This window comes from Catenuloplanes japonicus (assembly GCF_000717135.1).
In the GTDB taxonomy this organism is placed as follows: Bacteria; Actinomycetota; Actinomycetes; order Mycobacteriales; family Micromonosporaceae; genus Catenuloplanes; species Catenuloplanes japonicus.
In genome coordinates this window covers 263729-287936 of the sequence record NZ_JNXY01000001.1, presented here as the reverse complement: position 1 = coordinate 287936, position 24208 = coordinate 263729, and the positions used below count along the sequence as shown (strand labels likewise).

The window sequence follows — 24208 nt, the reverse complement described above, 5'->3', positions numbered from 1 at the left end:
AGACCTACGCCGCCAGGAGCACCGCGCGCCGGTGGGCGGGCGTGGCGGCCGTGACGGTCCAGGCGAACTGGACGGAGACGCCGGGCTTGAGCGGGCCGTCGCTGCGCCACTCGAAGCGGTCCAGGTCGCCGACCGGCGTGATGGTGGCGGGCGGGTCGAGCGGGCGGTCGCCGCTCATCGAGGACAGCTCGCCGGCCACCCGCATGGCGAGGCGGCGGGGGAACTCCAGGCGCACCACGAGCTGCTTGGTGAGCCAGCGGACCTCGCGCTCGAACCAGTCGCCCCAGTGCGTCTCGGGAACGCGGTAGCCGTACTCCACCACGCCGCGCTCGCCCGGGTAGATCGGCTCGTGCAGGCCGAAGCGGCGGAACCGGATCGCGATGTCGCGGCGCCACTCGCTGACCCGCTCGACCTCCCAGGTGACCGGGCGGCCGTTGTAGCGCGCGTAGAACGCGAGGTCGCGGTCGCTGATCGGCTGCGCGGAGTAGAGCCGCTTCGCGGCCTGGTAGTCGTCCGGCGCCGCGTCCGGCGCGACGTGCGCGGGGAACCAGGTGACCGGCGCGGACGTGCGGTTGAGCAGGTGGCGGCGGATGGTGATCCGGTAGCTGCGCGAGACCTCGTCGTAGCGGACCTCGGCCTCCTCGCGCTCCACGATCAGCTCGGCCGAGCCGGGCGACGCCAGCTCGGCCTCCCGGGCGATGCCGGCGCGCCGGATCGGGTCCGCCGGGTCGCCGTGCCGCGCCTTCACGCAGAGCTTGAGCAGCTCACCGTCGGCGCCGAGCACCGCGTCCGCCCGCATCGCGAAGTTCGGCGTGGGGGCGCATCGGCCGCTGACGATGTGGCTGACGTAGGACGGGTGGAACTGCATGGCGGCCGCAAGGTCCTTGTTGGTCAGGCCGCGCGATTCTTGTAGCGTTTTCAGAGCGACTCGGAATTCCCTTTCGTCTGCCGCCTCACGCCACCCAAGATCAGTCATGACTATCCCACCTCCGACTCAGACAACGAGTATTGCCACGATTACAGGCGCGGCGCAACCCTCTATCCGAGGCGTGGTCACCCCCAGTGTCGATCACGGCCCTGACCTGGGTACATTTACGGCGTGCGGCCCCGCGATCGGCCAGGTGGCAGATTGCCTGTGGTCACAAAGGACAATCGCTGCCGGGCGCCTGGCATTTGACGACCATGCAAATCCAAACACAATTAGTTCCCCGCAATACGGACGTCACATAATCGTTATTCGGATTCCCGCCGCCGGCCACCCGGACAGCCACGGTCCACATAGGTGATCTTTCGGGCACCGCCGCCGCAAGTTTCCCGCCTGGAAGCTTCCGGGACGGTAAATGGGATTCCCATTAAACGCATCCCGCGGCCGCACGCGGTGATCAGCTGAAACGCTCGGTGGCGATCGGGATCAGGCCGTGGGTGCGGGCCTCGCGGGTGAGGTCGGTCAGGACGGTGCCGACCGTGGTGTCGTCGCCGTCGGCGAGCAGCGCGGTGAGGTCGAGCGCCCAGGCGGTGCCACCGGCCACGCGGCGCAATTCCCAGCTGAAGACATCCGCGCCGGCGCGGCGATCCCCTCGATAGGGTGCGGCCGCGTCCTTGGCGAACAGGACGCGGTAGAAGCGCTGCTCCTGGAAGCCCTCGGGCGGCGCGTCCTGGCCCAGCCGCAGCGGCGCGGACCGGGCCGCGGCCGCGAAGTCCAGGAACGCGGCGCGCAACTCCGCCTCCGGCGGGAGCGGGCCGCCGTGCGCGGCCTCCGCGCGGGCCCGGTCGACCGGCGTCACGCGCGCGAGCAGACCCGGGTCACCGCGCAGCGCCCGGCTGAACGCGGCGCAGCTCACCCAGCGCCGCGACCCGCGGTCCCAGGCGGCGGCGCGCAGGCCCACGGTCACGTGGTCGCGGTCCCGCGCGAACTCCTCGACCAGCACGGTCGTCCCGTCGAGGAGGTAATAGTCCACAGTGCCCGAGATTACCGGGCCGGGTCAGCTCTTGTGATCACCGAGGAGGCGGGTGGCGAGGACGGCGGCCTGGGTACGGCGTTCGAGGCCCAGCTTGGCGAGCACGCTGGAGACGTAGTTCTTCACCGTCTTCTCGGCCAGGAACATCTTGCCGGCGATCTCGCGGTTGGTCAGGCCCTCCGCCACGTACTCCAGGATGCGCCGCTCCTGCTCGGTCAGCGAGCGCAGCTCGTGCGGCTCCTCGACACCGGTGCGGATGCGCTCCAGCACGCGCTGGGTGACCGCGGGGTCGAGCAGCGACTGCCCCTGCGCGACCCGGCGGACGGCGTCGACCAGGTCGTTGCCGCGGATCTGCTTCAGCACGTAGCCGGACGCGCCCGCCATGATCGCGGCGAACAGCGCCTCGTCGTCCTCGTACGACGTCAGGATCAGGCCCTTGATCGAGGAGTCGACCGCGCGCACGTCCCGGCACACGTCGATGCCGCTGCCGTCCGGCAACCGCCCGTCCAGGATCATCACGTCCGGCCTCAGCGCGGGGATGCGGCGTGCCGCCTCCTGTGCCAGGCCGGACTCGCCGACGATCTCGATATCGCCCGCGGCGCCCAGCAGGTCGGCAATGCCGCGGCGCACGACCTCGTGGTCGTCGAGCAGAAAGACACGAATCACCCCTCCTTTCTACCGTGCGAAAGTTGATCGAGGGCAGGGCCGAAGGTCCCGATCAAAGAACCTGGTCTCCCGCTTCCGGCGTGGTCCGGTGCCGCGGCTCCCGCGGCCGCGGATCCGCGGATGGTGCCGTTCGGCGAAGACCCGCCCGGTGGTTGTCGGTACCGGAAGCCCGCCCCGCCGGTGGTGCCGTTCGGCGAGGACCCGCGCGGTGGCACTCAATACCGGAAGCCGGCCACCGCGGTGCGCAGCTCGCCGGAGATCCTGGCCAGGTCGCCGGCGGCGGTCTCGGTGGCGTGGGCGGCCTCGCGGGTCGCGGCCGTCACCTGGACGACCTCGCCGATCTGGCTGCTGATCCGGGAGGTGCCGCCGGCGGCACGGTTGAGGTCGGAGGTCATGCCGTTCGTGGTGGCGCTCTGCTCCTCGACCGCGGACGCGATCGTGTTCTGGTAGTCGTTGATCCGGCCGATGATCTCGCCGATGCCGGAGATCGACTCGACCGCGATGCGCGTGTCCGCCTGGATCGCCTCGATGCGGCGGCTGATCTCCTCGGTGGCCTTCGCGGTCTCCTGGGCCAGATCCTTGACCTCGCCGGCCACGACCGCGAAGCCCTTGCCGGTCTCGCCGGCGCGTGCGGCCTCGATGGTGGCGTTGAGCGCGAGCAGGTTCGTCTGACCGGCGATCGCGGTGATCGTCTTGACCACGGTGTCGATCTCGGCGGAGGACAGATCGAGCTTGGTCATCAGCTCCTCGGCCTGCGCGGCGACCCGGACCGCGTCCGCGGCGACGCCGGCCGCCTCGGTGGCGCTGACCGCGATCTCCCGGATCGCCGCGCCCATCTCCTCCGCGCCGCTGGCGACCGCGCTCACGCCGGCGGTCACCTCGCCCGCGGCCTCGTCGATCGAGCCGACCCGGCCGGACGCCTCGTCCGTGTTGCTGGAGAGCGTGCGACTGGCCTCCTGCAGGTCGGTGGAGCGTTCGGCCAGGCCGGCGCTCGCCTCGGCCAGCGTGCGTACCGCGGCCCGCATCTGGGTGTTGGCCTGTTCGACCGCGCGGGACATCCGGCCGATCTCGTCGTGGCCGCCGTCGACGGAGTGCGCGGTGAGGTCGCCGGCGGCCATGCCGGCCAGCACGGTCTCCAGCGCGGTCAGCCGGCGGACCAGGATGCGCGCGACCAGCAGCGAGAACCCGCCGGCGAGCAGCACACCGACGGCCAGCAGGATCACGATGAGGTTCCGGGCCTGCTCCGCGGCGGTGCGGGCGGCCGCGGCGGTGGCGGACGCGTGCTGCTTGGACAGGTCCTTGAGCTCGCTGAGGTGCCCCATCGCGGTGACGATGGACGGGTTGAGCGTGCTGCTGCGGAACGCCTGCCACTCCTCGGTCTTACCGGCCTTCTTCAGCGCGGAGGACTGCTGGCGCAGGTCGAGGTAGGTGGCCCAGGCGCCCTCGAACGTGTCCATCGCGGCACGCTCGTCCGCGGTGACGGTCAGCCCTTTGTACTCCTCCAGGCGCACGGTGACCTGGTCGAGGTTCTCGGTGGTCTCCTTGGCGTACGCCTCGACCTTGACCGGGTCGGTGCCGGTCAGGTTGGAGAGGCTGGCCCAGCGGGAGTGCCAGATGAGCTGCTCGATGTCCTGCACCACGCTCAGCGGCCGCAGCGCCCGGTCGTAGACGGCCTCGGCGCGGTCCGCGATCGAGTGCATGCGCACCACGCTGACGCTGCCGACGACGACGGCCACGATCAGCGCGACCGCGGCCGTCGCCAGCAGGCCGGCCCGCATACTCAAGGAGCGCATAGGGCACCCGCCTCTCGTCTCCTCCCTTTTCGGCGGCGGAGACGAGTGGCTTAGCGCACTGTGAGCACGAGTTTCGCGCGGGCGTGGGCCTGTTCGAGGTGGTCGACCGCCTCGGCCGCGGCGTCCAGCGGGTAGGTCTTCTCGACGACCGGCGTGACCGCGCCGGACTCGATCAGGTCGCGCAGCGCGTCCAGGTAGGCGGCGCGCGGCACGATCTCCAGCGGCAGCAGGCGTTGCGGCCGGGCCGCGCGGGCCAGCAGGCGCCCCTGCAGCTGGATGCCCATCGGCCCGAACACGCTGCCACCCTCGAACACGCCGCCGCCGGCCAGCAGCAGCGTGCCGACCGGCGTGAGCGCGCGCCGGCAGTCGGCGAGCGTGCGGCGGGCGGTCAGGTCGAAGATGACGTCCCAGTGCCGGCCGAGCGCGGCGAAGTCCGTCTGGGTGTAGTCGATGACCTCGGTCGCGCCGAGCGAGGAGACCAGCTCGACGTTGCGGGTGCTGCACACGCCGGTGACCTCCGCACCGGCCGCGGCCGCGATCTGCACCGCGAACGTGCCGACGCCACCGGACGCGCCGTTGATCAGCACGCGCTGCCCCGGGCGCACACCGGCGAGGTCCCGCAGCCCGTAGAGCGCGGTGCTACCCGCCAGCGGCACGGCCGCGGCCTGCGCGAACGTCAGGTTGACCGGCTTGGTGGCGAGGCTTGCGGCGGCGATCACCGCGTACTCCGCGAAGCCGCCGCCCGCGTTGCCGAGGTCGCCGTAGACCTCGTCGCCGGGCCGGAACCGGGACACCTCCGCGCCCACCGACTCGACCACGCCGGCGATGTCCCGCCCGCGGATCGGGTGCTTCGGCCCGCGGCGGCCGAAGATGTCCGGGCTGGCCACCCGTGCGATCCACGGGTCGCCGCGCATGATGTGCCAGTCCGCGGCGTTGACCGCGGCCGCGTGGACACGGACGAGAACGTCGCCGGGGCCGGCCGCGGGCGTCGCGACCTCCCCGACCTCGAGCACGGCGGGAGCGGCTCCGTACCGCTGCTGCACGATGGCCTTCATACCTCCGACGGTAGAAAGGGCCGCGCGCCGGGTCATCCGGGGAAGCACTGAGAAGCACACAGGGATTTCCCAGAACCTCTGCCGGAACCCTCAGGGAGCGCTGTCAGGGTGGACCGGCGGGCTGATGGCCACGGAGCGGGTGTCCGGCACGCTCGGGGCGTACCGATGGATGGGTTGGGTTGTCATGTCTGGTGTGGTGTGTCGCGGGCGGGATGCGTGACGGATGGAGAAGCTGCTCGTGGTGGATGACGAGCCGACCGTGCGGGAGCTGCTGGCCGCGACGCTGCGGTTCGCGGGGTTCGGCGTGAGGTCGGCCGCGACCGCGGGCGAGGCGCTGGACCTGGCCCGGCGGGAGCCGCCCGATCTGGTGCTGCTCGACGTGATGCTGCCGGATCTGGACGGGTTCGAGGTGGTGCGGCGGCTGCGGGAGGGTGGCGCGCGCGTCCCGGTGCTGTTCCTGACCGCCCGGGACGCGCCCGCGGACAAGGTGCACGGGCTGACGCTGGGCGGCGACGACTACGTGACGAAGCCGTTCGACCTGCAGGAGCTGATCGCGCGGATCCGGGCGGTGCTGCGCCGCACCGGCGGGTCCGCGGAGGACACGCTGACCGCGGGCGATCTGGCGCTGGACCCGGCCGGGATGCTGGTCACGCTGCGGGGTGAGCCGGTGCGGCTGTCGCCGACCGAGTTCCGGCTGCTGCACCACCTGATGCGCAACGCGGGCCGGATGCTGACGAAGGCGGAGATCCTCACGGACGTCTGGCGGTACGACTTCGGCGGCGAGACCAGCATCGTCGACACCTACATCAGCTACCTGCGCCGCAAGGTCGACACCGGTCCGGAGAAGCTGATCCACACCGTGCACGGCTCCGGGTTCGTGCTGCGCAGGCCGCGGTCATGAGCCTGCGCGCGCGGCTGCTGGCGATCTGCCTGGTGCTGCTCACGGCCGGGCTGCTGGTCTCGGACGCGGTGGCGGTCGGCTACCTGCGCGGCCACCTGGTCGACCGGGTGGACTCGCAGTTGCGGCTGCTGTCCGCGGTCGCGCGGATAGCGCCTCCTGGTCTCTCCGGCGAGGTGTTCACGGACCGGCTGGACATGGTCTCGGAGGTGCGGATCGAGTTCTCCACCGCGTATGCCGGCCCGTTCGACACGCCCTACGACAACGGCGACCGGCGGGTGGTGTGGGCGCCGCGCGCGGACGGGACCGGGAGCGTGGGCGTGTCCGCCCGGCTGGACGAGGTGGACGGCGCGGTACGGCGGATGTGGCTGGTCACCGGCGGGACAGCGCTGCTGGTCCTGGCCGTGCTGGCCGTCGCCGGCCGGTTCGCCGTACACGCCGGGCTGCGGCCGTTGCGTCGCATCGAGTCGACCGCGGCGGCGATCGCGGGCGGGGATCTCAGTCACCGCGTGCCGGTGCTGGCGCCGCCGCGGACCGAGGTCGGGCGGCTCGCCGCGTCGCTGAACGTGATGCTGGAGCAGCTGGCGGCCGCGTTCGACGCGCGGGCCCGTTCGGAGGAGCGGATGCGCGCGTTCCTCGGCGACGTCAGCCACGAGCTGCGCACGCCGTTGTTCGGGATCCGGGGTTTCACCGAGCTGTACCGGATGGGCGGCGTGGACATCGACCGGACCATCACGCACATCCGGCGTGAGACGTCCCGGCTGGCCGGGCTGGCCGAGGATCTGCTGCTGCTGACCCGGTTGGAGGAGCCGGGCGTGCTGCAGGTGTCGCCGATGGACCTGCGGACCGTGGCCGCGGACGCGTACCTGGAGGTGCGGGCGCTGGATCCGTCGCGTCCGGTCACGCTGACCGGCCTCGCTTCCGAGGGCGCGCCCGGCAGTGCGCCGGTGATCGGGGACGAGTCGCGCCTCCGGCAGGTGGTGACGAACCTGATCGGCAACGCGGTCACGCACACGCCGGCCGGGACGCCGGTGCGGATCGGCGTGGGTGCCGTCGACGGGTTCGCGGTGCTGGAGGTCGCGGACTCCGGTCCCGGGCTCTCCCCGGCGCAGGCCGCGCGCGTGTTCGAGCGTTTCTACCGCGTCACGCCGGCCGGTGGGACCGGGCTCGGGCTGTCGATCGTGCGGTCGCTGGTGGAGGCGCACGGCGGGGAGGTGACGGTGCGGTCCGCGCCGGGTCAGGGGGCGGTGTTCCGGGTGTCGCTGCCGCGTAACTGAGATGATCCGCCACCGGTTCGTCGCACTATCCGTTCGCGGACGTTCCGGCGGCCTACCGTGGTCGCATGAAGATCCAGTCCAACGCCGTGACCAGGGGTTTCGTCTCGCGTTTCAACGGGTGCGTGCTGTCGCTGTACGCGTCGCCGCGCCTGGGGCGTCTGGTGCGGCGCCGGCTGACCGTGCTCACCTACACCGGGCCGAGGTCCGGGCGCACGTTCAGCTTCCCGGTCGGCTACCGGCGTACCGGCGACACGGTCCGCATCGACGTCATGATGCCGGACACCAAGGGCTGGTGGCGCGCGTTCCTCGGCGCGGGCGGCCCGTTGACGCTGCGCCTGGACGGCACGGAGGTCCCCGGCCACGCCGTCGCCCACCGCGCCTCGCCGGACCGGGTGGTCGTCACGGTGACGACCACCCGTTGAGTCCTTCTAGCCGAGCGTGATCGTCACGTCGTCGATCACGCCGCCGAACGCGGTCTGCTTGGCGTTCAGGTTCTGCGCGCCGACGCGCAGCGGCAGGTTGTTGCTGATGCTGACGTCGGCCGGCACCGCGACCGCGCCCCGGTTCTGGCCGTCGACCCAGATGATCAGCTGGCTGGCGGTCCGCTGGCACGTCACGGTGTGGTACTTGTTGTCCAGCACACCGGCCGTCGACTTGGCGATGTACCGCTTCGCGCCCTTACCCGCGCCCGCGATCACGCACGACGGCAGCTTCTTCTTGCCGCCGATCTGCAGCTTCCACTGCCCCTGCGCGTCCGCGACGCCCTTCTGCAGCAGGTTCGACTCGCTGCCCACCGCCGCGGCGGTGGCCGCCAGCGTCAGGCCGTACGTGAACGGCTTGGTCCCCGGGTCCAGGTCCGGGTCGTCCGACCCTTCGAGCAGCACCCGCGGGCACTTCTCCGCCTTCTCCGCGCACCGCGCCGGGAACGCGAGCGCCCGCCCGTCACCGCGGTTGATGAACTTGACCGCGCCCCCGTCCGCCGCCCGCATCTTCAGCGCGACCCCGCGCCCGGACAGGTCGTTCACGCTCGTCGTGGCCGTCCCGTCGAACGAGTACTTCGCAACGATCGTGCCGGTGGCCGGCGCCGCCACCGGTGCCGCCACCGCGGCCGTCGCCGGCGCCAGCACCACAGCGGCCGCCACCAGCATCGTGGAAAATGTCTTCTTCATGGCCGCGAGAGTAGTTAGCCCGCCTTTGCCCGGAAAGCAGACTCTCCGTCCCCAAAAGGACGATAAAAAGACTGATTTGGTACGCAACCTCCGCGCGCAATCGGCCCCACCTGGACATTTGGGTATTGCGACACCGGCGTGGCCGCAGATATGTCTTCCCGGATCGCCTGCGTATCGTGGACGGCGAGACGACCAGCCGAGCGGGTGGAGGTATGGCCGCGATGAGTGTGGCTGTCATCGGGCACGTCGGTCCCTGGAGCGAGATCGAGTACCTGGCCCTCGGTGAGACCGCGGACCGAATTGAGTTGATCGATGGAAGCCTGTTGGTGAGCCCCGCTCCGAGCAAGCGCCACCAGCACCTCTCCCGTCGCCTCGCCGCGGCGTTGGAGGACGCCGCCTCGGGCCTCTGGGTCTTCGAGGCCGTCAACCTCCGCCTGCGCAGCGACCGTATCGTCATCCCGGACCTCGTGGTCGCGGACACCGACGACGAGGGCGTGGTCGTGGAGGCCGGCGAGACGGTCCTGGTCGGGGAGGTGGTCTCCCCCGGCAACGCCGCCGCGGATCGCCTGGTCAAGATGCAGCTGTACGCGGCCGCTGGTATCGCCTGGTACCTCCTGGTCGAGCAGCCCCAGGACGAGGTCGTGCTGCGCCTGTACCGGCTGGACGGCGAGCACTACGTCGAGCATGCCGTGGCGCAGTTCGGCGAGACGCTGACCACGGACGAGCCGTTCCCCATGGCTATCGATACGAGCGCGCTGCTGTCCCGCTCCCACCGATAGCGCCGGCAGAGGGGTCACATGACGGCGGCGTCCTCGGCCAGCAGGCAGACCGCGACCAGCCGGAGCAGGTGCCAGTCGGCCGCGAGCCAGTCCATGGCGGCGACGTGGGCGCCGCCGGGGTCGGGGAGGAAGCGGCCGGCGCGGCGGGCGGCGGCGGCGATGGAGCGGCCGTAGGCGGCCAGGGACGGGGCGTCGATGGCGCGGGCGGCGCCACGGAGGGATTCGCGGACGGCGGCGGCGTGCTGATCCACCGCTGCGAGCACGCCCACGTTGGCGTACGCGGCGGTGATGCCGTCGACGCCGACACGGGCCATGATCTCGTCCAGGAAGAGCAGGTCGGCGTTGAGCAGGAGCTCGGCGTCGAGGCCCTGGGCGGTCACGGCGGGGATCTCGTTGTTCATGCGCGCAACGTTAGGCAGTAAACACGCGGAGTGGTAGACCGGTAACTGAATGACAACCAACTGCACCCGACCCGGCTACCGCAGGGGGCCGGAAGTGCTTGAAAGCGGACAAAGCCTATGACGCACCGCCCAGGAGATGCTTCAGGGCGCGCCGCACGAGGTCGTCCCGGGATGCGGCGGCGAGACCCTCCAGGCCGAAGCCGAGGTAGACCGTGGCCGGGGTGGTGACGATGCTGCCCTCGGCGAACGGCGGGGCGGTCCGGGTCCACGGGACCGGGCCCTCGGCGCGCCAGCCGCCGAGGTCCGTCTCGAACGACGTGGCGGCGGCGGGCACGCCGGAGACCTGGAACGAGGCGTCGTCGATGAAGACGCCGAGGCCGTTGGTGCCCCAGTCGGTCACGTAGGTGATCGAGACCTCGACGGTGGAGCCGGCGTAGGCGGACAGGTCGAACGACCAGTCCTGCCAGCCGCCGGACGAGCCGGTCGCGGCGTTCCAGCGGCCCGTCGTACCCACGGAGGTACAGCCGGATCCGCTGCGCGTCTGGTAGCGGGTGAGGAACGGGTGCAGGCCGGCCAGGTCGGCGGGGCAGCTCTCGCCGGGTGCGGTGCTGGTCCGGCCGCCGGCCTCGGGCAGCGTGGTCCAGTCGTCCTGGCCGGCGCGGTGCGCCTCGACGATCAGGAAGTCCCAGTTCTTCTCCGTGTCGTGGGAGACCGCGAACCGCAGCGACGCGGCCGCGTCCGCCGGGACCGCGAGCGTGCTGGTCAGCCGCTTGTAGGCGCTGCTGGTCTCGCCGGACCACACGTAGTTCGCGCCGGTGCGCGGTGCGTAGGGCGCGGGGCCGGTACGCGCCCAGCCGCCGGCGATCCGGGAGCCGCCCCGGGAGCCGCTCCGGGTGACGAAGGACGCGGTGTGTTTCTGCCCGGCGTCGAGCGTGCCGGACCAGCCGGCGAACCCGCCCGTGCCGGTGAGCGCGTGTGGCGCGCGGGTCGCGCCGTCGGTGCCGCCGTCGTTGAGATACCTGTCCGCGCCGAGCCAGTACTGCGGGAAGTCGTTGACCAGGCCGAGGCAGCTCGCGGCGGCCGCGTCCTGGCACTCCGGCGGTCCGGACGGGCGGTAGACGACGCCGCCGTTGAGCGACTGCGGGTAGAGCGCGTTCTGGCCGCCGACCAGCAGCTTCCCGCCCTCGTTGAGGTAGTCGCGGACGGCGAGCTCGGTGGCGGACGCGGCGGCGGTGACGGTGCCGACCGGCTGGCCCTTGTCGCGCGGGATGCTGTCGTCGCCGGTCTCCCAGACGACGGCGCGGTAGTGGGACAGCACGCCGAGCGGGTGCGGCGCGGTCCGGCCGTGCGTGTCGAGGTCGTAGACGTCGGTGGAGTACCCGGCCGCGCGGACGGACGCGGCGTGCAGCTCGGCGTACCGGGCGGAGGTGCCGGGCTGCTCGGGGGCGGTGCCGGTGACGTCCTCGGCCGCGAGGATCAGCACGTCACCGCCGATGTCGTCCGCGACGGTGTAGGTGAAGCGCGGCGCGACCACGGCCCTGCCGTCGCCGGCGAGGCCGGTGAACCAGACCTCGACGCGGTCGCCGGGGCGCTGCGCGGGCACGGTGGCGCGGAACTCGGCGTAGTAGTCGGTGCCGTCCGTGCCGTAGCGGGTGCCGCCGTTCCACTGCCGGGCGGGCGCGCGCCGGGGCGTACCCCCGTTGATCGTGTATTGCATGTCCAGCCGGCGCAGCGCGCGGCGGGCGACGACGGCGACCTGCTGGGAGGTGCCGTAGGAGACGTCGAACGGGTCGGCGGCGAAGTCGGGCGCGGTGCGGCCGAGCACGGAGACCGGGTGCGACGGGTCCTTGGCGGAGGCCGCGACGGACATCGCGAACGGGAGATTCTTCGTGAACTCGGCCTGGATCAGCGCCTCGTCGTCGGGGAACGTGAACTCGCTGGCACAGTCCTCGGACTTCCAGCGATCATCGGGTACGGAGTCGGCCGCGCTCGCGCAGGTCGACATCTCCGGCGTGAACCCCAGCGTGCCGTACTTCTCCGCCGCGTGCGAGTCCGTGTCGCCGTTGGTCGTGTAGAGCTCGGCGGCCAGGTCGGGGTCGTACCCGGCGACGGCCGGGTGTGCGTCGTCGCCGGCCAGCGCCTGGTAGATGACGTCGTCCGGGGAGGGCGTGGCGACCTGCCAGCCGACGCCGTAGAGCAGCAGCTGCGCGGCCGAGTGGTAGTTGATGAAGAACTCGAAGCCGACGCGGGCGAACAGCGCGTCCAGCGCGCGGGTCTCCGGCTCGGACTGCGCGGCGGTACCACGGTAGGTCTCGGCGGCCGGGTCCTTGGAGGAGCCCTCGTCGTCGTAGCCCCACCGGTAGCCGAAATTACGGTTCAGGTCGACGCCGTCGCCGGTGGTGATCTTCCCGTCGCCGTCGTTGTCGCGGAGGTTCTTGCGCCAGAGCCGGTTACCCTCGGTGAACGTGTGGTCGTAGCCGTCCGGGTTCGCGACCGGCAGGAACCACAGCTCCGTGGTGTCGAGCAGGCGGGTGATCTGCGGATCCGTGCCGTACCCGGCGAGCACGTGGTGGTAGAGCCGCCGGACCATCTCCGGCGTGATCCACTCCCGTGCGTGCTGGGCACCGGCGTAGAGCACGGACGGGCGCTTGCCGTCCGGCACGGTGCGCGCCTGCCGGGTGACCTTGACCGCGATGATCGGTTTGCCCTGGAGGGTACGGCCGATCGTGGCGACCTTGGTCAGCTCCGGGTAGCGGGCCGCGGTGGCGGTCAACTCGTCGCGCAGGCCGCCCGGCTCGCTGTAGGAGCGGTAGGCGGTCCAGCCGGCGCGGGCCTGCGCGCGCAGCGTCTCCGAGGCGGACTCGCCGCGGACCGTTCTCGGCGTGAGCCGCAGGCCCTGGCCGGCGAGCTTGGCGGCCTGCCGCGGGGAGAGCACGACCTCGACCTCGCCGGCGTGGCCGGTGTCCACGCCGAGCGCGCGCAGGCGCCCGACCTGGTCCGGCGTGACCGTGCCGGTGTAGACCTCGAGGTGGCCGGTCGTGCTCCGCGCGTGCGCCGGCAGGGCCGGTGCGAGCGCCGCGGCCAGCACGAGCACCGCTGCTGCCGCTGCCCTCATCGCGTACCCCCGTGATCGTCGCTGTTGATCGTCTAACGACCGGGGTGCGATCAGGAAAGCGGGTTCACCCCCTTGATCGACAGGACGTGCCAGGCGGTCGCGGCGACGTGGCGGCTCGGGTAGTAGCCGGAGTCGGCGAACCCGACGTGCAGCGGGCTGGACGCGGCGACCACCCCGGACCTCTCCGGCAGCGCGCGTCCGGCCGCGGTCTGCCCGGTGCCCAGCTCGGTCTGCGCGTCCGTGATCGGGTCGCGTTCGCGCAGCGCACGGCGGGGTTCGCCGGCGGCCCGGAGCGCGACCGCGTACTGCGCGGTGCCCTCGAACCAGACCGCCTGCGGATCCGGCGCGGGCAGGCCCTCCTCGATCGGCCGGCCCGGGTCCGCCTCGGGGCTGCCGGTGCTGACCGTGATGCCGCGGTAGTGCTGCCGGCCGGTGAGCGCGCTGTTCGGCGCGTCCGGCGTGTCCGCGACGCGCAGCCGGCAGTCGACGAACGCGAGCGCGCCCCGGTGCCGTTCGTCACGCAGCGCGAGCCACGGGTGGGTCTGCGCCTCCAGCGTGCGGGCGCCGTCGTCCCTGGTCTCGCCGTCCGGCGACCCGGCGGAGAAGCAGCACTCCTCGTCGCCGACGATCCAGGCCCGTTCGACGAAGCGGCGCGCGTTGTCCTGCTCCTTCGTCCAGTTGAGCCGCGAGAAGAGGGTGTAGAGGTCGGCGTTGTGGACGGTGGACTGCGCTGTCGTCGGTGCGCCCTGCCGGTTCCGGCCGAGCGTGTAACCACCCAGCGGGCCGGGCGAGGCGGCCTCGTCGCGGACCCACGCGGCCAGCGCGGTCGCGCCCTCGAGGTAGCGCTGGTCGCGGGTGCGCCGGTGCAGCGCCAGCAGCGCGAGCCCGGCCCAGGCCTGGTCGCCGGTGTAGGCCGCGGTGAAGCGGAACGGCCCGCCCGCGTCGACCGTGCCGTCCGGGCCGGTGAAGCCGTGGTCCCAGCCGCGCTCACCACGCCGGTACGGCCCGGCCGCGTAGGCCTGGCGCAGCGGCCCGGTCCCCCACTCCGGGTCGTGCGTGCGCGCGTGCAGCAGACCGTCCCCGATCGCGCGGGCGCGTCTGAGGTCACCCAGCACGAGGTACGCGAGGATGGCGAGCGCGGCGTCGTACGTGAACGCGGTGCTCATCAGACCGACCTGATCGGAGTACGACTGCGGAAGCCGCGGACCGTCGCCGTCGTGGACGTCGGTCATCGCGTCCAGGAAGCGCCCGGCCTGCACCCACGGCACGTTCGCCCGCGCCTGTTCGGCCGGTAACGCGGCCGCCACCAGCCCTCCCGCCGCGGCTTTGAGCAACACGCGACGACCACCGACTGACACCATGGAGAAACCCCCGTATCTCCGCCCTTTATGCACCTTTTACCCGACGGCTGCACGACAGAAGGCGCGCCACGCCGCCCGGCGTTGAATAGTTGCTTTCCAGCAAGTATCTTTCTGCGCGGGAGGGGATTATTCGTGCGCGAACACCGGGCCGCTCTAGGGAGTGGCCTCACGGAACGCTTCGAGGCCGCGGCGCAGTGCCGCACGGTCCTCGGGCGTCATCCGGGACAACACCTGGGCCAGCCGCTCCCGCCGCCGGCTCCGTACCTCGCCGAGCAGGCGACGGCCGGAGTCGGACAACCGCACCAGCACCTCACGCCGGTCCTCGTCGGACTGGCGGCGCTCCAGCAGACCGGCCGCGACCAGCCGGTCACACAGCCGGCTCGCGGAGGAGATCACCACGCCGAGACGGTCGGCCAGGCCGCGCAGATTGATGCCGCCGGGCAGCTCCGCCAGCGTCAGCAGTGCCCGCAGCTGCGACGCGGACAGCCGCTGGGGCAGATCGTCGTCGTACGCGGCCAGCAACCCGTCCGCCGCCGCGTCGATGGCGGCGGCGTCCGGGACACGGTCGGCACCCATGGTGCAGGCAAGACTATCCTCGTTCGCCCTCGGGAGGCATGATGCACGACCGCCTGATCGGGGCCCAGCGGGCGCTGATGTCGGCGCCCGCCCACCAGATCGTCGAACACCTCGCCGAGTTCCTGGCGAAGGAGTACACGATCACCGCGTTCGAGCTGTTCCAGGTCGACTACCGGCTCAGCGAGCTGGTGCCGCTGGACGGCGGCCCGGCCGTCACCCACCCGGGCACGCCTGCCTGGCGCGCGTTCGACCACCTGGCCGAGGTCGTGGACGGCACCGCGCTGTGGCTGCCGGTCGCGGTCCGCGGCGACCGGCTCGGCGTCGTGCGCCTCACGCCGGTACCCGCCGACCCGGACCTCCGAGCCGAGCTGTCCGAGATCGCCGACCTGCTCGCGCACGCGCTGGCCGGGGCGCGCGAGGGCACCGACCGGTACGCGGTCGCCGCCCGCACCAAACGGCTCACGCTCGCGGCCGAGATGCAGTGGGGGCTGCTCCCCGGCCGGGCCAGGACCGGTCCGGCGTTCGCGCTGGCCGGGCAGCTCGAGCCGGCGTACGCGGTGCGCGGCGACACGTTCGACTGGTCCGACGACCCGGACCGCCTGCAGGTCGTCGTGGCCAACGGGCACGGCGAGGGCGTCGCCGCCGCCACGCTCACCTGCCTGGCGCTGAACGCGCTGCGCAACGCGCGCCGCGCCGGCCTGGACATCGCGGACCAGGCCATGCTCGCCGACCAGGCGATCTACTCGTACCACCGGGGCACGCTGCACATCGACGCGCTGCTGCTCGACCTGGACCTGACCACCGGCGTCGTCACCGCCGTCGACGCCGGCTCCCCCCGCCTGATGCGCCTGCGCGACGGCGAGATCAGCCCGATCACGCTGGACGCACAGGACCCGCTCGGCATGTTCGACGGCACCATGTACGCCACCCAGACGTTCACGCTCGCCCCCGGCGACCGCCTCTTCGTCGTCAGTGACGGCATCGTCGACGCCACCGCCCGCGGCGTCCGCTACGGCGAGAGCCTGCTCGACCGCTTCCTCACCCGCAGCGGCGCGCTCTCCCCGCTGGCCGCCGTCCGTTCCGTCATCGGCGACCTGCGTGCCTTCATCGGCGGCGAGATGATCGACGACGCCGTGGCGGTGTGCCTGGACTGGACGCCGCCCCACTCAGGAGACACCCGAGGCTGACCATGACCGACCTGGTGCTGCGGCAGAGCGGCCGCCCCGACGAGCTGACCATCCACGTGGCCGGCGAGATCGACGGCGCCACCGCGCCCACCCTCGAGCAGGCCCTCCTGAAGGCCCTGGCCTCCGCCCCACGCCGCCTGCTCATCGACGCCGCCGAGGTAACCTTCTGCGATTCGCGGGGAATCGCCGCTTTCGTCGCCGCCTGGCGCGCCGCCACCACCACCTCCCTGTCCCTGCGCCCCAGCCCCCGCCTCCGCCGCGTCCTCACCCTCTCCGGCATCGACACCCTGCTGGACCTGATCTGACCCGCCTTCCAGCGCGCGTCGCGCGCGCAGACCTCGCGATCCCTCTCGCCCGTCGATTCGCCCGCGCGCACACCGGATCTGGGCTGAGGCGAGGCCGAGACCATGACCGGAACCAGGCCGGGACCAGAACCAAGACGGGACCGGGACCGAGACCGAGAGAATTGAGGGGGTCGCGGAACCAGAGTCGCCCCGCCTACCGGACCGGCGGCGAATCTCGCGTGCTCTTCCGGAACCACCGCGAAACCGGCTCCGATCGGGGCTCGGAAGCGGAGCGCCAGCGGAGTCTTCCGATCCCCGGAGGTTTGCCCGCGGGAGCACACGGACCGCAACCACGCCGGAAGCGGGAAAATCAAAGATTTTCAGCCTTTATAACCCCGCCGCGTCACCAGCAGCAGCACCAGCCCGCACGCGCACAACCCCGCGCACATCGGGTACGCCCACCGCACCCCGACCGCCGTCGCCACTCCCAGCAGCGGCCCTGCCAGTACCGCCCCGATCGTGTACGTATTGCTGTAGAGCGTCGTCGCGCGTCCCGGTTCGCGCGGCAGCATGTCCTGCACGTAGGAGATTCCGATCCCGGTCACCGCCGCGATGTAGCCCGCGTTCAGCATCTGCCCCGCCAGGAGCATCCACACCTGGGACGCGAGCCCGGCCAGCCCGTAGTACAGCATCCCGAGCACCGCCCCGCCGAGTACCAGCCCGCGCAGCGGCAGCCGGGTGGCCAGTGCCCCCGACGCCAGCATCAGCGGGATCTCCAGCGCCGCGCACAGCCCCAGGATCAGCCCGGAGTCGCGCGTCACCCCGTGCAGATCGTTGATCACGAAGAGCGGCAGCGCCTGCAGGCCGAGCGTCAGCGGCGTCTGCAGCAGCGTGAATCCCATGATCGTCACGGCCAGGACCCAGCCGGGCGCGTTCTCCCTGAGCGGCGGCGGCGAGTCGGGCAGGACGCCGACCGGCAGCGCCTCCGGAGCAGGCCCGGCGGCGACCGGAGCAGCAGCGGACGGCACCGGCGGCGGCTCCGCGAGCCAGGCCAGCGCCACCAGCGTCGCCGCCGCGAACGCGGCCGCGGCCAGCAGGTACACCCAGCGGAACCCGCCCACCGACTGCACCACCGCCGCGATCGGCGGCCCGCCCACCCACGCGGCCGAGTAGAGCGTGCGCAGCGTGCTGATCGCCATCGCCGAGCGTCCGGAGTCCACCCGCGCGAGTGCCTGCCGCGCATAGGCGAACGACTGCGGGAACGTGGTCTGCGCGAACGCGGTCACGGTCACCGCGAGCAGGAGCAGGAACCAGAAGTCGCGGACGTACGCCGTGGCCGCCATGCCCGCGGCGCCGGCCGCACCGGTCGCGACCAGCAGGATCCGGCGGATCGGGTACCGGTCGGACAGCCGCCCGACGACGGTGGAGACGGCCACGGACGCGAGCGGCGACGCGACCAGGAACATGGTGATCTGGGCCGGGCTGGCCTGGACCTCGGTGCTGAGGAAGAGCGAGAGCAGTGGTGAGAAGACGGCTCCGGACAGGCCGGCCGCCACGCAGATGACGGCGAGTGGCAGCAGGAGCCGACGCAGAGCACCAAGATCACTCAACACCGGGCCAGGCTACGCCCTGCGATCTCAGCCCGCCGGAGGGTAGGGGGTCACCACCCCACACTCGCGGCGCGGCGCGGCGTGCAGGCGCCGCCGGACAGCTGGTGCTCGGCGAGCAGGCCGTCGACCACGGCGGTGATCAGTGCGACCAGGTCGGGCGGTGGCGGGGCGAGTCCGTCGCGGTGGGCGAGCGTCCCGGGGATGGGCCGCAGCGGTACGACGAACGGGTGGATGCCGCGCGCGATCAGCCGCTGTGCGCCGATGATCAGGTCTTCCGGGCGGTCGCCGAGGCCGACGATCAGGCAGGTGGAGACGCGGTTGCGGCCGAAGACGCGCACCGCGTGCTCCCAGGCGGCCTCGTACTGGGCGAGCGGGACCTTGGCCTTGCCGGGCAGCCAGCGGCGGCGCAGGCGGTCGTCGAGCGTGTCGACGTTCATGCCGATCGCGGTGGTCCCGGCCTCGCGCAGCAGCCCGAGCGCGGACAGGTCGGCCGGCGGCTCGCAGGTGACCTGGATCGGGACGGCCGGGCCGATCGCGGCGCGGATGGCGCGCACGCAGCGGGCGAGGTAGCGGGCGCCACGGTCCGGGCCGGAGGAGGTGCCGGTGGTGAGCGAGACCGCGCGGGCGCCGTCGAGCAGCACGGCCGCGCGGACGACCTCGGCGAGCTGGGCCGGGCGTTTGACCCGCAGTGTGCCGTCGGCCTGTTCGATGGCGCAGAACCGGCAGCGCTGGGATTCGTCGTAGCGCACGCAGGTCTGCACGACCGTCGCCGTGACCAGGCCGGGCTCGGGCAGACGGGCGATGCGGTGGTAGGGGACGCCGTCGGCGGTGACGAGGCCGTAGAAGCGCGGGACCGGTAGGTCGGCCATACCGGAATCTTCGACGGTGACCGATCTCTGCCCGGTTTCGCCGGGAAGGCGCGCCGGTTAAGCCCGGCTCACGTCCACTGTGGCCTCCCGGTGAGGGGAGGCCACCAGGTCGCAGGTCAGGGCAACTCGTCCTCGCGTGGTTTGCGCACCACGTCCTCGTACCGCCGATGGCTTGCGCCGTAGATGGCGAAGTTCAGGCGCGCCTCTTCGAGGCTGAGCTCCCCGTTCGGGCCGCCCTTGACGGTTTTCGCGTCCTGGTCGGTCGAACCGTCTTCTGTCCAGAAACACACCGGGCACGTTCCGCCCCCGGTTCGGTATCCGCAACACGCGCACGGGCTGACTACAAACTGCTCCACCCCGGTTACCTTGCCATGCCTCCCCCGGCGCGGGTAGACCGAGGTTGCCACCGGAAGAAGCGCGTGGACAGAGAGTTCCACGCAGGAGTATCCGGAGCCGTGGCCAGCGCGGATGGGTCCGTTCACCCGTCCAATTCCTGTGATACAGGTCACAACTGTGCGTGAGCTGTACGTATGTGGATCTCGCCGAATCAGGTCGAACCATCCGGGCACCCGACCCCGTACTCATGGGCGCCTCGCTAAAACACTCACCCGCCGCCATTACCGCGGCGGCGGAACCGAAGGAACTGACGATGCCTCGATTCGCTCTCTCCCGCCGCAAGGTGCTGATCGGCGCCGGTACCGCAACCGTCGGAATCGGCACCGCCGCCGTGGCCGGATTCGCCGCCGCCCGGGAGAACGGCTCCGACAACGGTGACGCGATCGTCGTCCAGGTGGTCAACGCCAAGAACGGCGAACTCGCCATCTTCGTCGGCGACCGCGTCGTCCAGGTGAAGGACAAGGGTCTCGCCTCCGACCTGGTCAAGGCCTCCAAGAAAAAGTAGTCGCACCCCCTCTCACACTTCTCCCGACTCGAAGAGGTAAACAGCATGTCTTCGCACCGCGAGGCCCCCGAGATCTCGAAAGACCCGGTCGCCGACAGCACCGACCTGTACGCGTTCGTCAGCCCGGACAAGCCGGACACCGTGACGATTATCGCGAACTACCTGCCGCTGCAGGTCCCGTCCGGTGGCCCGAACTTCTTCGAGTTCGGTGACGACGTGCTCTACGAGATCCACATCGACAACAATGGCGATGCCAAGGCCGACGTCACGTACCAATTCCGGTTCCGGACCGAGATCACGAACGACAAGACGTTCCTCTACAACACCGGGCCGATCGAGACACTCGACGACGCCGACTGGAACCGCAAGCAGTTCTACACGGTCACCTGCGTCGACATGCACGGCAAGGCCACGATCGTCGGCAAGGACATCCCCTGCCCGCCGTGCAACATCGGCCCGTCGTCCACGCCGGACTACGCCAAGCTCGCCAAGGACGCGGTCTACAAGCTGGAGAGCGGCGCGCGCGTCTTCGCCGGCCAGCGCGCGGACGGCTTCTTCGTCGACCTCGGCGCCATCTTCGACCTGGGCACGCTGCGGCCGTTCCAGAACCTGCACCTCACCGGCAAGAACATCTTCGACGCCCCCGGTGACGGCGTGAACGCGCTCGACAAGACGAACGTGCACAGCATCGCGCTGCAGCTCCCGCTCTCCTCGGTCACCCAGGGCGGCAAGAAGTACAAGTACAACGAGGCCGCCGCGACGATCGGCGTGTGGACCACCGCCAGCCGCCGCCAGGTCCGCGTGCTGCACGGCAACAAGGGCAACGACCTCGACCTCGGCCCGACCGTGCAGGTCTCCCGGCTCGGCAACCCGCTGTTCAACGAGGTCATCGTGCCGATGGCGCAGAAGGACACGTTCAACGCGCTGGAGCCCACCGAGGACAAGCGCTTCGCCGAGTTCGTCGCCCGGCCCGAGCTCGCCACGCTGCTGCCGGTCCTCTACCCGGACGTCTTCCCGAACCTGGAGAAGCTCGTCGCGGACAAGACCGACCGCGCCGACCTGCTCGCGATCCTGCTCACCGGCATCCCCGAGGGCATCATCGACGGCTTCACGAACTTCACCGGCGAGACCCAGGCCGACATGCTGCGCCTCAACACCGCGATCCCGCCGACCGCGGAGCCCAACGCGTTCGGCCTGGTCGCCGGCGACGCGGCCGGCTGGCCCAACGGCCGCCGCCCCGAGGACGACGTGGTCGGCATCGCGCTGCGCGCGGTCGCGGGCGCCACGTTCCCGCTGATCGACAAGGACTTCACGCCGGACGAGGCGACCGGCCTGCTGGAGCAGGGCATCACGGCGAAGGACGTGACGGCGGGGTTCCTCGGCCACTTCCCGTACCTGGGCCTGCCGTACGACGGCTTCAACAACCCGTCCTGATCCGGTCCACACAGGAGGTCTTGCTATGCACACGCACCACCACCACAACTACGGCACCTCCGAGACCGGCAGCGTCATGCTCGACATCGGCCGGGACACCGGCGCGCTGGTCATCTACACCGGCCCGGAGCAGCAGGGCCTGGAGATCGAGATCAGCCCGCTGGACATGATCCCGGCGCAGCGCACGCACGTCGCGGTCCGCGAACGCCTGATCAACCAGGGCAAGCTCTACTGCGCGGTCTACCCGAGCCTGCCCGCAGGCCGTTACGCGGTCTGGCGCGGCGAGGCCGAGCAGGCCGGCACCGTCGAGATCGCGGCGTCCCGCGTGGCCGAGTTCTCCTGGCCGGCCAACTGAAAGCCTTCGGGGGTACGAGCGAATTCGCTCGTACCCCCGAAGGCTTTTCTTTATCGTGCTCAGGATGCCGTACTCCCTGAGGCTCGCCGGCGCGGCCGACCTGCCGTGGCTGCCGCCGCTCGAAATCGCGGCCGGCGCCTGCTTCGCGGACGTCGGCATGGACGCGATCGCGGCCGACGCGCCACCCTCGCTGGACGAACTGGCCGGATATCAACGTGACGGGCGGGCGTGGGTGGTTGCGGCCGCTCCTGGGATGCCCGTCGCCTATCTGCTGGCGGACCTGGTCGACGACGAGGCGCATGTCTCGCAGGTATCTGTCCATCCGGCCCATGCGGGGCATGGTCTCGGGGCGGCGCTCATCAACACCTGCGAGCTCTGGGGGTACGCCCGGGGAGCGCACGGGACGACGCTGACCACCTTCGCGGACGTGCCGTGGAACGCGCCTTATTACGCGCGGCTCGGGTTCGTGGTCGTGCCGGATGATGCGCTCCCGGCAGGCCTTGCGGAGATTCGGGAGCGGGAGCGGGCCTGCGGGCTGGACCGGTGGCCTCGGGTGGCTATGCGTCGGGGGGCGGCGGCGGACCGGGGGCTACGCGGCCGGAAGTTCGGCGTTCACTGAGGTTCCGGGGTCGAGGTCTGAGCCCGCCGCGGCCAGGGGGCACGTCGCGCAATGTCGGGAAACAGCCGATGCCACGCGCGGACCGGGCCACGGAGCCGGCCGGGAGTGGCCGCGGGCAGTTTGCGGGGACGGCGTACCGCGGGATTGCTAAAGGTTCTGCCGGCGGATCCGATGGGGCCATCAGGGAGGTTTTGACGCTGATGGCCGATCGTCCCGGAGTACTGCTCGTCGACGATGACGAGGCGGTGCTCGACACGCTCACGCTTCAGCTGCGCGGTGACTTCGAGACGCATACCGCGGTGAACGGGCGCGAGGCGCTGGCGCTGCTCGCGGCGCAGGACGACATCGCGGTGATCGTCTCGGACATGCTCATGCCGGACATGTCGGGGGCACAGCTGCTCGGCGAGATGCGGCTGCATCATCCTGACACCACGCGTGTGCTGCTCACGGCGCAGGCCGATGTCTCCCATGCGATCGCGGCGATCAATGACGGGGGCGTCTACCGCTTTCTCACCAAGCCCTGCCCCACCGGAGAACTGCGCACCACGGTCGGGGACGCGGCCGAGTACCACCGGATCGCGGTCGCGGAACGGGCGGTGCTGGACAAGACGCTCCGGGCCAGCCTTCAGGCGCTGTTCGGCTGTCTGGAACTCGCGAATCCGGCGGCGTTCGCCCGCGCCGGCCGCATCCGTGAACTGGTCACGGCGATCTGTCACGACCTCGGGCTGGACAACCTGTGGGAGATCGAGGTCGCGGCCATGTGCTCGCAACTCGGCGCCGTCGCGCTCCCGCCCGCGGTGCTGGAGCGGATGGACGCGGGCATCCCGCTGGCACCACCCGAGCAGCGCATGGTCGACGCCATGCCGGACGTGGCGGTCCGGCTGCTCGCGGACGTACCCAACCTCGACGACGTCATCGCCGTCATCCGCGGCCTGACCACGCCACCCGGCCCGGACGCGCCCCCGCTCGTCCCGCTCGCGGTCGGCGTCATCAGCGTTGCCCGCGACTTCGAGAACCACACCGCCCGCGGCGTCTCCGGCGAAGCCGCGCTCCGCGCCCTGGAGGCCCGCCACCATCCGGAAGCGCTCGCCGCCCTGCGCCGCATCAAGGGCATCACCGCAATTCCCGACACGGTACGGGCGATGGCGCTCACCGAGCTCGAAGTCGGCATGCGCATGGCCGAGAACGTCACCGCCGCCAACGGCCTGGTCCTCATCGGCCGCGGCACCCGCGTCACCGACCTGCTCCTGGAACGCCTGATGAACTTCCGCCACATCGCCCGGATCGCCGAGCCCGTCCTCGCCGTCATCCCCGCCGACCTGGCCTCCCGCCGGCGACCCTCATGAACCCCGGCCCCGAGCGCGGCCCCGGCGTCCCGCGCGAGGACGCGCTGCGCGACCGGCTGCTCGACATCGCCGGCCCGGAACCGTCGACGGCGGAACGCGCGCTCATGGTGCGCCTGATCGAATCGTTCCTGCGCAAGGTCCCCCTGATGCTCGACCTTCTGGAGGCCGAACTCGCGGCCGAGGACCCGGACGCCTCCCGCGTGGCCGCCCACGCCCTGCGCGGGTCCGCCTCCAACATCGGCGCGGACGGCCTCGCGCTCCTCGCCGGCGCGCTGGAGGACGAGATCCGCGCCGGCCGCATCCCCGACGCCTCCGCGATCAGCGCGCTGCGCGCGGAGGCCACCGCACTACGCCCGGTCTTCGAGAGCACCGCCGCCCGCCTGGCCGACTCCTGACCGAGGCCCCTTTCTACGCCGGCTCCTGACCGGGGCCCTTCTACGGCGTCGCGATCCCGGCGAGCAGGCCGGCGTCGATCGTCGCGGTCAGCGTCCGGCCCCGCACCGGTCAGGCGTCAGCGCGAGGACGAGCAGCGAGCCAGCCGCTATGCGCCGACAT

Annotated in this window: 25 protein-coding genes; 12 read left to right on the top strand and 13 right to left on the bottom strand. The window is 71.6% G+C overall.

Annotated elements, in window-relative coordinates; translation table 11 throughout:
• Positions 1-4: 4 nt before the first annotated feature.
• From OP04_RS01380 to OP04_RS01360, 5 genes are all read right to left on the bottom strand, one after another.
• Positions 5-976 carry a helix-turn-helix domain-containing protein gene (locus OP04_RS01380; RefSeq protein ID WP_085066130.1) on the bottom strand — a complete coding sequence of 324 codons (972 nt, stop codon included), beginning with the start codon at positions 974-976 and terminating at the stop codon, positions 5-7.
• A gap of 406 nt (positions 977-1382) precedes the next feature.
• A complete protein-coding gene (locus tag OP04_RS48320) occupies positions 1383-1958 on the bottom strand; it encodes a hypothetical protein (protein ID WP_051796914.1) in 576 nt (191 codons plus the stop codon).
• A 24-nt stretch (positions 1959-1982) separates the two neighbouring features.
• On the bottom strand, positions 1983-2624 hold the full coding sequence (locus OP04_RS01370; RefSeq protein ID WP_033337559.1) for a response regulator: 642 nt from the start codon (positions 2622-2624) through the stop codon (positions 1983-1985).
• Positions 2625-2839: 215 nt separating this feature from the next.
• Positions 2840-4417, bottom strand: a complete 1578-nt coding sequence (locus OP04_RS01365; protein ID WP_033337558.1) for a methyl-accepting chemotaxis protein — start codon at positions 4415-4417, stop codon at positions 2840-2842.
• A gap of 50 nt (positions 4418-4467) precedes the next feature.
• Positions 4468-5472 (bottom strand): NAD(P)-dependent alcohol dehydrogenase, encoded by a 1005-nt coding sequence (locus tag OP04_RS01360; protein WP_033337557.1) that lies wholly within the window; start codon positions 5470-5472, stop codon positions 4468-4470.
• A gap of 223 nt (positions 5473-5695) precedes the next feature.
• Here OP04_RS01360 and OP04_RS01355 point away from each other — a divergent pair, with 223 nt between their 5' ends.
• The 3 genes from OP04_RS01355 to OP04_RS01345 all read left to right on the top strand — a co-directional run bounded on the left by OP04_RS01355 (position 5696) and on the right by OP04_RS01345 (position 8069).
• Complete coding sequence (locus OP04_RS01355) at positions 5696-6373, top strand: response regulator transcription factor (RefSeq protein ID WP_033337556.1); 678 nt, start codon at positions 5696-5698, stop codon at positions 6371-6373.
• Positions 6370-7647 (top strand): sensor histidine kinase, encoded by a 1278-nt coding sequence (locus OP04_RS01350; protein WP_033337555.1) that lies wholly within the window; start codon positions 6370-6372, stop codon positions 7645-7647. Before OP04_RS01355 ends, OP04_RS01350 begins: the two co-directional genes overlap by 4 nt.
• 65 nt (positions 7648-7712) lie before the next feature.
• A complete protein-coding gene (locus tag OP04_RS01345) occupies positions 7713-8069 on the top strand; it encodes a hypothetical protein (protein WP_051796913.1) in 357 nt (118 codons plus the stop codon).
• A 6-nt stretch (positions 8070-8075) separates the two neighbouring features.
• Here the strand turns inward: OP04_RS01345 and OP04_RS01340 are convergent, their stop codons facing one another.
• Positions 8076-8816, bottom strand: a complete 741-nt coding sequence (locus OP04_RS01340; protein WP_033337554.1) for a LamG-like jellyroll fold domain-containing protein — start codon at positions 8814-8816, stop codon at positions 8076-8078.
• 221 nt (positions 8817-9037) lie between these two features.
• Here OP04_RS01340 and OP04_RS01335 point away from each other — a divergent pair, with 221 nt between their 5' ends.
• A complete protein-coding gene (locus tag OP04_RS01335) occupies positions 9038-9595 on the top strand; it encodes a Uma2 family endonuclease (protein WP_033337984.1) in 558 nt (185 codons plus the stop codon).
• Between the two features lie 14 nt (positions 9596-9609).
• Here the strand turns inward: OP04_RS01335 and OP04_RS01330 are convergent, their stop codons facing one another.
• From OP04_RS01330 to OP04_RS01315, 4 genes are all read right to left on the bottom strand, one after another.
• Complete coding sequence (locus OP04_RS01330) at positions 9610-9996, bottom strand: DUF6401 family natural product biosynthesis protein (RefSeq protein WP_051796911.1); 387 nt, start codon at positions 9994-9996, stop codon at positions 9610-9612.
• A gap of 115 nt (positions 9997-10111) precedes the next feature.
• Entirely contained in the window at positions 10112-13111 is a 3000-nt protein-coding gene (locus OP04_RS01325) for a M14 family metallopeptidase (protein ID WP_033337553.1), read from the bottom strand.
• Between the two features lie 50 nt (positions 13112-13161).
• Positions 13162-14448, bottom strand: coding sequence for a Tat pathway signal sequence domain protein (locus tag OP04_RS48315; RefSeq protein ID WP_157239086.1), 1287 nt, complete (start codon positions 14446-14448; stop codon positions 13162-13164).
• Positions 14449-14625: 177 nt separating this feature from the next.
• Positions 14626-15048, bottom strand: a complete 423-nt coding sequence (locus OP04_RS01315; protein ID WP_033337552.1) for a MarR family transcriptional regulator — start codon at positions 15046-15048, stop codon at positions 14626-14628.
• A 38-nt stretch (positions 15049-15086) separates the two neighbouring features.
• Here OP04_RS01315 and OP04_RS01310 point away from each other — a divergent pair, with 38 nt between their 5' ends.
• A complete protein-coding gene (locus OP04_RS01310; RefSeq protein WP_332309656.1) occupies positions 15087-16235 on the top strand; it encodes a PP2C family protein-serine/threonine phosphatase in 1149 nt (382 codons plus the stop codon).
• Between the two features lie 2 nt (positions 16236-16237).
• Positions 16238-16540 (top strand): STAS domain-containing protein, encoded by a 303-nt coding sequence (locus OP04_RS01305; protein WP_033337551.1) that lies wholly within the window; start codon positions 16238-16240, stop codon positions 16538-16540.
• 359 nt (positions 16541-16899) lie between these two features.
• On the opposite strand, the gene OP04_RS01300 is transcribed toward OP04_RS01305, so the two are convergent.
• The 3 genes from OP04_RS01300 to OP04_RS01290 all read right to left on the bottom strand — a co-directional run bounded on the left by OP04_RS01300 (position 16900) and on the right by OP04_RS01290 (position 19354).
• Entirely contained in the window at positions 16900-18132 is a 1233-nt protein-coding gene (locus OP04_RS01300) for a sugar efflux transporter (protein WP_232323420.1), read from the bottom strand.
• 47 nt (positions 18133-18179) lie between these two features.
• Positions 18180-18998, bottom strand: a complete 819-nt coding sequence (locus OP04_RS01295) for an MSMEG_0568 family radical SAM protein (protein WP_051796909.1) — start codon at positions 18996-18998, stop codon at positions 18180-18182.
• A gap of 116 nt (positions 18999-19114) precedes the next feature.
• Positions 19115-19354: a CPCC family cysteine-rich protein gene (locus OP04_RS01290; RefSeq protein WP_033337549.1), complete on the bottom strand. Its 240-nt coding sequence runs from the start codon at positions 19352-19354 to the stop codon at positions 19115-19117.
• 176 nt (positions 19355-19530) lie between these two features.
• Here OP04_RS01290 and OP04_RS52845 point away from each other — a divergent pair, with 176 nt between their 5' ends.
• The 6 genes from OP04_RS52845 to OP04_RS01260 all read left to right on the top strand — a co-directional run bounded on the left by OP04_RS52845 (position 19531) and on the right by OP04_RS01260 (position 24048).
• Positions 19531-19899 carry a hypothetical protein gene (locus tag OP04_RS52845; RefSeq protein WP_157239084.1) on the top strand — a complete coding sequence of 123 codons (369 nt, stop codon included), beginning with the start codon at positions 19531-19533 and terminating at the stop codon, positions 19897-19899.
• A 45-nt stretch (positions 19900-19944) separates the two neighbouring features.
• Entirely contained in the window at positions 19945-21333 is a 1389-nt protein-coding gene (locus tag OP04_RS01280; RefSeq protein ID WP_033337547.1) for a DUF4331 domain-containing protein, read from the top strand.
• 25 nt (positions 21334-21358) lie between these two features.
• On the top strand, positions 21359-21688 hold the full coding sequence (locus tag OP04_RS01275) for a hypothetical protein (protein ID WP_033337546.1): 330 nt from the start codon (positions 21359-21361) through the stop codon (positions 21686-21688).
• Positions 21689-21752: 64 nt separating this feature from the next.
• Positions 21753-22307, top strand: a complete 555-nt coding sequence (locus OP04_RS01270; RefSeq protein ID WP_051797047.1) for a GNAT family N-acetyltransferase — start codon at positions 21753-21755, stop codon at positions 22305-22307.
• A gap of 200 nt (positions 22308-22507) precedes the next feature.
• Positions 22508-23653 carry a response regulator gene (locus OP04_RS01265; protein WP_033337545.1) on the top strand — a complete coding sequence of 382 codons (1146 nt, stop codon included), beginning with the start codon at positions 22508-22510 and terminating at the stop codon, positions 23651-23653.
• The gene (locus OP04_RS01260; protein WP_051796908.1) at positions 23650-24048 is read left to right on the top strand and encodes an Hpt domain-containing protein; all 399 of its coding nucleotides are present in this window, start codon (positions 23650-23652) and stop codon (positions 24046-24048) included. The genes OP04_RS01265 and OP04_RS01260 overlap by 4 nt, the downstream gene beginning before the upstream one ends.
• Positions 24049-24208 lie beyond the last annotated feature (160 nt).